This is a genomic window from Treponema sp. R6D11 (genome assembly GCF_054786075.1).
In genome coordinates, this window is record NZ_BDHD01000016.1 from 20,153 (window position 1) to 27,587 (window position 7,435).

The following is a 7,435-nucleotide window of genomic DNA, read 5'->3' on the forward strand; positions in this document are numbered from 1 at the left end:
CTCGAATAATCCGCCTTACCTTGACTTTACAACGCCGTTATGCGCACAATGTTTCTTTATCACGCATTGAGAGCAAAACGGGCTTACAGGACGGCATAGTTTCTGTCCGTAAAGAACAAGCAAATAATTAATACATTTCCAGTATTTACGCGGCAGTATTTCTCTTAATACCATTTCTGTATCTTCGGGGGTTTTTGAGCTTAACCAACCGCAACGGTTGGAAATTCTGTGAACGTGTATATCCACGCATAAGCCGTCAAGATCAAAGGCTTCTGTAAGCACAAGATTCGCTGTTTTTCTTCCGACACCCGGAAGATCGAGTAACGCCTCCATTGATGCCGGCACTTTGCCGCTGTATTGTTCAAGCAGTATAGAAGCTATTTTTTTAAGTGAAGCCGCTTTATTCCGATAGAATCCTACAGGATAAATTAATTTCTCTATTCTTTGCGCTTTCATTGCTTTTAATTCTTCAGGACTGCCCGCTTTTTCCAAAAGCCGTTTTGACGCGACAATAGTTACTTCATCTTTTGTACGCAAACTTAAAATCGTAGAAACCAGCACAGCCCACGGATCTTGACGATACTGCTGCGCTACAGTGGTTACGGAAGGGTCTTCCGCTCCTTTTTTTGCAATAATTTCCTCGCGCCATTTTTCAAGAGCGGAAAAAATATCGTCCCACTTTGGTTTGGCTTTGCCCATTAATTTTTCTCGACCAAGCATTGAGCTAAAACTTCAACCGCTTTGCCCCTGCCAACAGAACCCAAACCTTCCGCAGTTTTACCTTTAACAAAAATACAATCAAGAGGAACTTCAAGCGCTTTTGCGAGAGAGCCTCTAATAAGCTCGCGGAAGGGGAGAACTTTCGGCTTTTCACAAATTATTACGCAATCAAGGTTAACAAGTTTCCAGCCAGAATTTTTTACGCGGGCAAAAACATTGCGCAAAAGCTCCATGGAATCGGCGTCTTTAAACGCGGGATCGGAAGGCGGAAATAATTCGCCAATGTCGCCAAGAGCACAAGCTCCAAGCAAGGCATCGCATATAGCGTGGGCAAGAGCGTCTCCGTCAGAGTGTCCGTCTTCTCCTTTTGAAAAGGGAATTTCAACGCCGCCTAAAAGAAAGCGTCGTCCCTTTTTTAATTGATGTATGTCGTAACCAAGACCTGTTTTTATCATTTTATTAACGCAACGCCGGGCAGAGGACGGAATGATTTAAAAGCCATGTATTTAAACGGGTGAATATCCAAAGCATTAGGATACCATCCGTCTAACTCGCCAGTGTCAACAATATTTAACGCGGGACTGAAAAAGATAGGCAGAACAACTCCCCTGTCCAATAAAAGTTTTTCCGCCTTTGCCAAAGTTTCCAAACGAGTTTTCCCTTCTTCCAACATGGATTTTTCAATTAACGCTTCATAGTCCGCGTCATCTAACCGCGCGTCATTTAAATTTGAATCGCGCCTGAACATCTGCAAAAAAGCGTAAGGATCGGCAAAATCCCCTATCCATGTTGTTGAACCCACAGTATACCCGCTATCCTTCATGGTTTCAAAATATTTGCCAAAAGGAATTACTTCTACGCGCACATTCATACCCAATTTTTCTTTCCATGCGTTAGCCATTATAGAAGCGACACGCTCGGCATCGCGCGATGGCGTTATGCGAATAACAAGAGCGGGCATTCCCGCGCCGTTTTTGTATCCGGCATCAGCCATTAACTGTTGAGCTTCTTCGTAATTGGTTTCTGATATTCCCTCAACGTCAGGATACCCCGAAATTGGAAAAATCAATGTTTCAGCAGGAAGAAAATAACTACTGCGTATTTCGTCCCAAGGAAGGACAAGAATCATCGCCCTGCGAATTCTATAATCGTTCCAAGGTTTTTCGGCGCTACGAATAAAATAATAATGAGTGGCAAACATAACATTCACTTGTATGCCGGAGCGATCCGTCAGCGCTTCCGTATTTACATCGCCTGAAATCCAGCGAGCCTCGCCTGAATTCCAAAGAGAAGCGGCTTGATCGCCTGTTTCCGTAAATTTAACAATTATTTTTTTTAACGCAACCCTGTTTGAATCCCAATACTGTTCTGATTTTTGCATAACAATGCTTTCTTTATCCATAGAAATAATTTGATACGGTCCGTTGGAAACAGGCGGAGTCCAATTTTTTCCGGCTTTATACGGAGACCACTCCGCTTTATTTAACATGGAAGAATGTATCGGGCTGAATGAATGGTGGCAAAGCATTGCCGGAAAAAAAGAAGCCGGGGAACCTAGTTTTATTACAAGCGTCCTTTGATCAACCGCTTTTATTCCAACTTTATCTTTATCTTTTAAAGTTCCGTTTCGGTATTCACGCGCTCCTTCGATAACATCAAAAAAACTTGAATAAGGAGATTCTTTTTTGGGTTCGATAAGGGAAAGCCACGCCGCGCGAAAATCTTCCGCGCGCACGGGATCGCCGTTGGAAAAACGCGCATTACGGCGCAATGTAAAAGTCCACTGCGTTTTATCTTCGGAAAGCGACCATTTTTCCGCTAATGCAGGAACCGGCTCCAAAGAAAGCGGGTGGTAAGAAAAAAGACCCTCATACAACGCGGTAAAAATTTGCGCTTCGCTTGCATAGTAAGATTTACGAAAATCAAGTTCCATTTCCGTGGCTGAAAACGCTACGGTAAGTTCTTCCATGTTGCGGTTATCAGGACGCATTTCCGCAAATTCATTGCTTCCCGATTCCTTAGATTTTTGTATTTGTTGGCTTTGACAAGCGGTCAATAACAGCACAATAAATGAAAAAACTATCTTTTTTAAGTATTTCTTCATATTTTAATTATATCATACAAAGATTCAAAACTCAAGCGTCATTGATTCTTGTTTTGATTATTTGTAGTAATAACTCTATAATGCGCCGCAGTCATATCCAGTCCGGCTTCACGAAACCCGGTTTGGATATTTGCGTAAAGCGCGGCGTAAATACTCGGAAGTTTGCTTACTTGTTTCGTATAACAGTTAATCTGATAACTTGCGTAAAAATCATTCAATTTGGTTTGAAGCACAAAAGGTCTCGGAGTTTTTTGAACATACTCGGTATTAAGGGCGGCGTTTATCAATATGTCATGTATTGTCTGCCAAGGAGTCGCATAGCCAAAAGTAATTTCAGTATAAATAATTAAACCTTCTTCGTCTTCATCGGACGATGTATTGTAATTAATTATATTCGATCCCAAAATAATTAAATTGGGAAATGTTACATATTCGTTTTTATGCGTCTTTAAGCGCACTACCATAAGATTTTTTTCTACAACAAAACCTGTTATATCTTTAATTTGAACGCGGTCGCCTAACTTAAAAGGACGCATATATGTAATTACAAGCCCTGCGACAAGGTTTCCAATTGCAGTTGTTGATCCAACGGAAAAAATAATACCGATAAAAACCGAAACTCCCTGAAAAGCCCTGGACTCCGCCCCCGGCAAATAGGGATATATAACAGCAATGGTAAACGCCCACAAAAGCACCTGTAAAATTCTTAAAGTAGGAGACGCCCAGTCGGTATAAAAGCCCGGTATTTGCAATTTGCCTTTTTCTATTTGAGACGCAAAATATCTAAACGCTTTTAGCACATAACGGGTAATAGTAATTATAATGATAATTGTAAAAAGATTCGGGATATAATCAATAGCGCCTATGGCAATGCGTTTTATGGGATTTAAAATATAACCGAATAATAACGACGCTATATCTTTTGTGGCGGAGAACAAACTGAAAATAATCGGTATCGTAAGAAAAAGCTGAATTATAGTAACAAGATATTTTATCAATTTTAATACAACTTCGATTACGCTGATAACATGCTTTTCCGAAAGCACTCTGAATTTATTAATGTAAAACGGTTTTATTTTTTCTCTTCCGGTAGTTTCTATCTTTATATTTAATCTTTTGAATAAAAGCCAAATTATCCATATTAACAAAGCCTGCCCAACGACTATAGCGAGCGCCACTCCAAGTCTGTATAAAAAAGGTCTGTCTTCCTTGATTCTCTGAATAACGGGCAAAATAGGAGTTACCGATGTTACAGCATCGGTTTCCGTTATTTTTTCTTTTGTTGCGGGTTCTTCCCCGGAAACAGTACTAGATGTAGCGTCGGGGACCTCTTGAGCGAGGCAAAAAGAGAATGAAAATAACAGACAAATTACAAAAAATATCTTTTTCATCTATATAAATATTATAAATTATTACTTTAAAATTCAATAGTATAAATTTGTCAATAAAATTGATGACATCATCAATTTTTCATGCTAAAATATTCTTATGAATGTTGCATTATACTCTCTCGGCGCTGCCGAGGAGGTTACAGGTTCCAAGCATGTGCTTGAGATTGACGGGAAAAGTTACCTGATCGATTGCGGGGCTTTTCAGGGTTCACGGGCGGAAGCGGATCGTAAAAACAGGGACTTTGGCATCGCGGTTGACCGGATAGAAAGCGTTATTTTGACTCACGGTCATCTTGATCATTGCGGTCTTTTGCCTCTGTTGGTAAAACAGGGCTACAAGGGAAATATTTACGCCACCCCCGCTACAAGGGACATCGCAAGTTTGATAATGATGGACTCCGCCAACATTCAAGCTCACGACGCAAAGTACCTGCAAAATCAGGCTAGTAAAAAAGGGGAAAAATTTACATGGACTCCGCTTTTTAACGAGCATGACGCAATAAACGCGGTCGGGCAGACAATTGGAGTTTCATATAACAGACCGATGTTTATAGGCGACGGAGTCAGCATGGAATTCTACGACGCGGGGCACATTCTCGGTTCCGCCATCGCCGACATAAGAATTAAAAAAGGCGGCGAAGAATTAAACATTCTTGCCACAGGCGATTTGGGACGTAAGGGCAAGCCGATTATCCGCGACCCCGCAATTCCCGAAACAGCGCCCGACTACATCATTCTTGAAAGCACTTACGGCGACAGAAGACACGACTCGACCGATGAAGCGATAGAAAAACTGGCAACTATGGCAAAACGGACTGTCGAAAAAAAGGGAAAAATACTAATTCCTTCTTTCGCCATTGAACGCACTCAAGAGCTTGTTTATTATTTTCATCTTCTTGTAGACGACGGCACTATTCCTGAAATTCCCATTTTTGTAGATTCACCAATGGCAACTAACGCAACGACAATTTTTCAGGTACACCCCGAATGTTACGGAGAAGAAATAAAAGAGGCGTTTATCAAACATCATAAAAACCCGTTTGGTTTTAACAGTTTGCATTTTACCATCAGCGTTCAGGAATCAAAAGATTTAAACGAACACAAAGGACCGCTAATCATAATTTCAGCCGACGGAATGTGCGAAGCGGGAAGAATCCAACATCATCTTATTAATAACATACAAGACCCCAACACTACGATTATGACTGTCGGTTACATGGCGGAAAACACTCTTGGCAGACGCATACGCAACAGGGAAAGCGAAGTAAAAATCCACGGCGATTGGTACAAACTAAAAGCGCAGGTAGAGGAAATAAACGCTTTCAGCGCCCACGCCGATTATTTTGAAATACTTGAGTGGCTTAAAAAAGTTGATACTTCCAAATTAAAAGGGATATTCCTAGTTCACGGCGAAAAGAAAGCGCAGGCGTTCCTGAAAAAATATCTTGAAGAAAACGGTTACCCGAATGTCGAGATAATAAAATACGGCAAAACATACGAACTGACAAATTGAAATATTTTAAGTCGTCCGAAGATGTTTTTAATTGGTTATCCGATTTTATAAATCTTGAGCGTGGACAAAAACCGAAAAGTTTCAGGATAGAACGCATGCAAGTTTTAACGGAGATTGCGGATCACCCTGAATGTTGCGCTCCTTCCATACATATTGCAGGCTCAAAAGGCAAAGGCTCAGTAACAAGCATGTTATCTGCCATGTTAACCGCCGCCGGTTTTCGTGTGGCTCGCTATATGTCGCCCCATGTAACCGACATAAGGGAACGTATTTGTCTTGACGATTCATATTTCAGCGATGACATATACTGCTCCTGCGGCGACGAACTGAAAAACATCGTGGAGGAGCGTTTACCCGCCCTTGTAAAAACGCAACCAACGGCGGCGGAGCTTTTTTCCCCAACTTCCGATGACGGATGCGACCCTACATTTTGGGAGCTTTTAACGCTGTTATTTTTCCTATGCGCCAAAAAAGCAAAATGCGACGTAATGGTAGTGGAAACAGGAATGGGCGGTCGGCTCGATTCAACCAATGTGCTTGATCCGCTGGTTAGCGTAATTACATTAATCGAGTTGGAACACACAAATTTTTTAGGCGAAACAATAGATGCGATTGCGGAAGAAAAAGCTGGAATTATAAAAAAAGGCAAACCTTTAGTATTGGCAAAACAATGCGAGCAAGCGTTAAAAGTATTCAAGGAAAAAACGCAGGAAAAAAACAGTCCTTTAATTTACTTTCCGCAGACTGCCAATCTTTCCGACATAAAAATAACTACGCAAGGCACGGATTTTTCACTTTCCTTTAACTCCGACAAAAACATACCGCAAACTTCGCTATCATCTCTCTCTATTCCAATACCCGGAAAAGTGCAGGCTGAAAACGCCTCTCTTGCCATTGCCGCGCTTAAAATCGCTTTCCCAAAAATTGGCGAGGACGCTATCAGAAGCGGTCTTAAAAAACTAAAAATCCCCGCCCGCTTTGAAAAATTAATTCCAACGCAGGCAAGCAACATGCCGCCCTTCATCATTGACGGCGCACACACCCCCGAAAGCCTCGTCCTGTGCATAGAAACTTTTTGCCAACTCTACGGCAACAGCGGCGTTCTCCTCTTCGGCTGCGCTGCCGACAAAAACTCTGCGGCAATGGCACAAATAGCGTATCCGCATTTTGCAAAAATATTTATCACCACCCCCGGAACTTTTAAGGCAAGCGAACCTGACAAAGTTTACAACTCCTTTGCGGAAATCGCAGGGCAGGAAAAAACAGCGCTTGTAAAAGATACGCAAGAAGCCGTTAATCAGGCTATTTTATTCGCAAAAGAGAAAAGCCTGCCAATACTTGGGACAGGCTCTTTTTACTTGGTAGCGGAAATTAGAAAATTTTTTTGTGATTAGGCAACTACCATTGCCATCCCCAGATGCCTTTGCCGCCACGCTCACCCTTGCTTGTTAATCACTTTCTTCTCGATTAACATGCCGATAAAAAAGCCCGCTATTGCTCCTATGATTAGGCGGATAATGCCGAAACCGGGGAGTATGCCGATAAGAACCGCTCTTGTCAGCAACAGCGTACACTGCAAGTGTACATTTGGCGTGTACGCTACCTGCGTTTACTCTTCCGGCGTTTTTTCATCGGTTGTTGTCTCTTCCGATGTTGTTTCTTCTGGTATTGATATTTCGGGTATTGTTGATTGAACAGTTTGTCCGC

7 protein-coding genes are annotated in these 7,435 nt (G+C 41.9%); 2 read left to right on the forward strand and 5 right to left on the reverse strand.

Going from position 1 to position 7,435, the window contains the following annotated elements:
* Positions 1 to 15: 15 nt before the first annotated feature.
* Genes ACYVTD_RS03210 through ACYVTD_RS03225 form a run of 4 tightly spaced genes read right to left on the reverse strand, consistent with a single transcriptional unit; the run spans position 16 to position 4,215 of the window.
* Complete coding sequence (locus ACYVTD_RS03210) at positions 16 to 699, reverse strand: endonuclease III domain-containing protein (RefSeq protein WP_461246339.1); 684 nt, start codon at positions 697 to 699, stop codon at positions 16 to 18.
* Positions 699 to 1,175, reverse strand: coding sequence for a 2-C-methyl-D-erythritol 2,4-cyclodiphosphate synthase (gene ispF / locus ACYVTD_RS03215; protein WP_461246340.1), 477 nt, complete (start codon positions 1,173 to 1,175; stop codon positions 699 to 701). The genes ACYVTD_RS03210 and ispF overlap by 1 nt, the downstream gene beginning before the upstream one ends.
* On the reverse strand, positions 1,172 to 2,824 hold the full coding sequence (locus tag ACYVTD_RS03220) for a peptide ABC transporter substrate-binding protein (RefSeq protein ID WP_461246341.1): 1,653 nt from the start codon (positions 2,822 to 2,824) through the stop codon (positions 1,172 to 1,174). The genes ispF and ACYVTD_RS03220 overlap by 4 nt, the downstream gene beginning before the upstream one ends.
* A gap of 38 nt (positions 2,825 to 2,862) precedes the next feature.
* Positions 2,863 to 4,215, reverse strand: a complete 1,353-nt coding sequence (locus ACYVTD_RS03225; protein ID WP_461246342.1) for a mechanosensitive ion channel family protein — start codon at positions 4,213 to 4,215, stop codon at positions 2,863 to 2,865.
* 97 nt (positions 4,216 to 4,312) lie between these two features.
* Here ACYVTD_RS03225 and ACYVTD_RS03230 point away from each other — a divergent pair, with 97 nt between their 5' ends.
* Positions 4,313 to 5,728, forward strand: a complete 1,416-nt coding sequence (locus ACYVTD_RS03230; protein WP_461246343.1) for an MBL fold metallo-hydrolase RNA specificity domain-containing protein — start codon at positions 4,313 to 4,315, stop codon at positions 5,726 to 5,728.
* The gene (locus ACYVTD_RS03235; RefSeq protein WP_461246344.1) at positions 5,725 to 7,122 is read left to right on the forward strand and encodes a bifunctional folylpolyglutamate synthase/dihydrofolate synthase; all 1,398 of its coding nucleotides are present in this window, start codon (positions 5,725 to 5,727) and stop codon (positions 7,120 to 7,122) included. Before ACYVTD_RS03230 ends, ACYVTD_RS03235 begins: the two co-directional genes overlap by 4 nt.
* A 41-nt stretch (positions 7,123 to 7,163) precedes the next feature.
* Here ACYVTD_RS03235 and ACYVTD_RS03240 read toward each other — a convergent pair whose 3' ends face one another.
* Positions 7,164 to 7,307, reverse strand: coding sequence for a hypothetical protein (locus ACYVTD_RS03240; protein WP_461246345.1), 144 nt, complete (start codon positions 7,305 to 7,307; stop codon positions 7,164 to 7,166).
* Positions 7,308 to 7,435: the final 128 nt, after the last annotated feature.

Coding starts and splice junctions, on each gene's coding strand:
- ACYVTD_RS03225 (WP_461246342.1), bottom strand. CDS start 4,215: ATGAAAAAGATATTTTTTGTAATTTGTCTGTTATTTTCATTCTCTTTT.
- ACYVTD_RS03230 (WP_461246343.1), top strand. CDS start 4,313: ATGAATGTTGCATTATACTCTCTCGGCGCTGCCGAGGAGGTTACAGGT.
- ACYVTD_RS03210 (WP_461246339.1), bottom strand. CDS start 699: ATGGGCAAAGCCAAACCAAAGTGGGACGATATTTTTTCCGCTCTTGAA.
- ispF (WP_461246340.1), bottom strand. CDS start 1,175: ATGATAAAAACAGGTCTTGGTTACGACATACATCAATTAAAAAAGGGA.
- ACYVTD_RS03220 (WP_461246341.1), bottom strand. CDS start 2,824: ATGAAGAAATACTTAAAAAAGATAGTTTTTTCATTTATTGTGCTGTTA.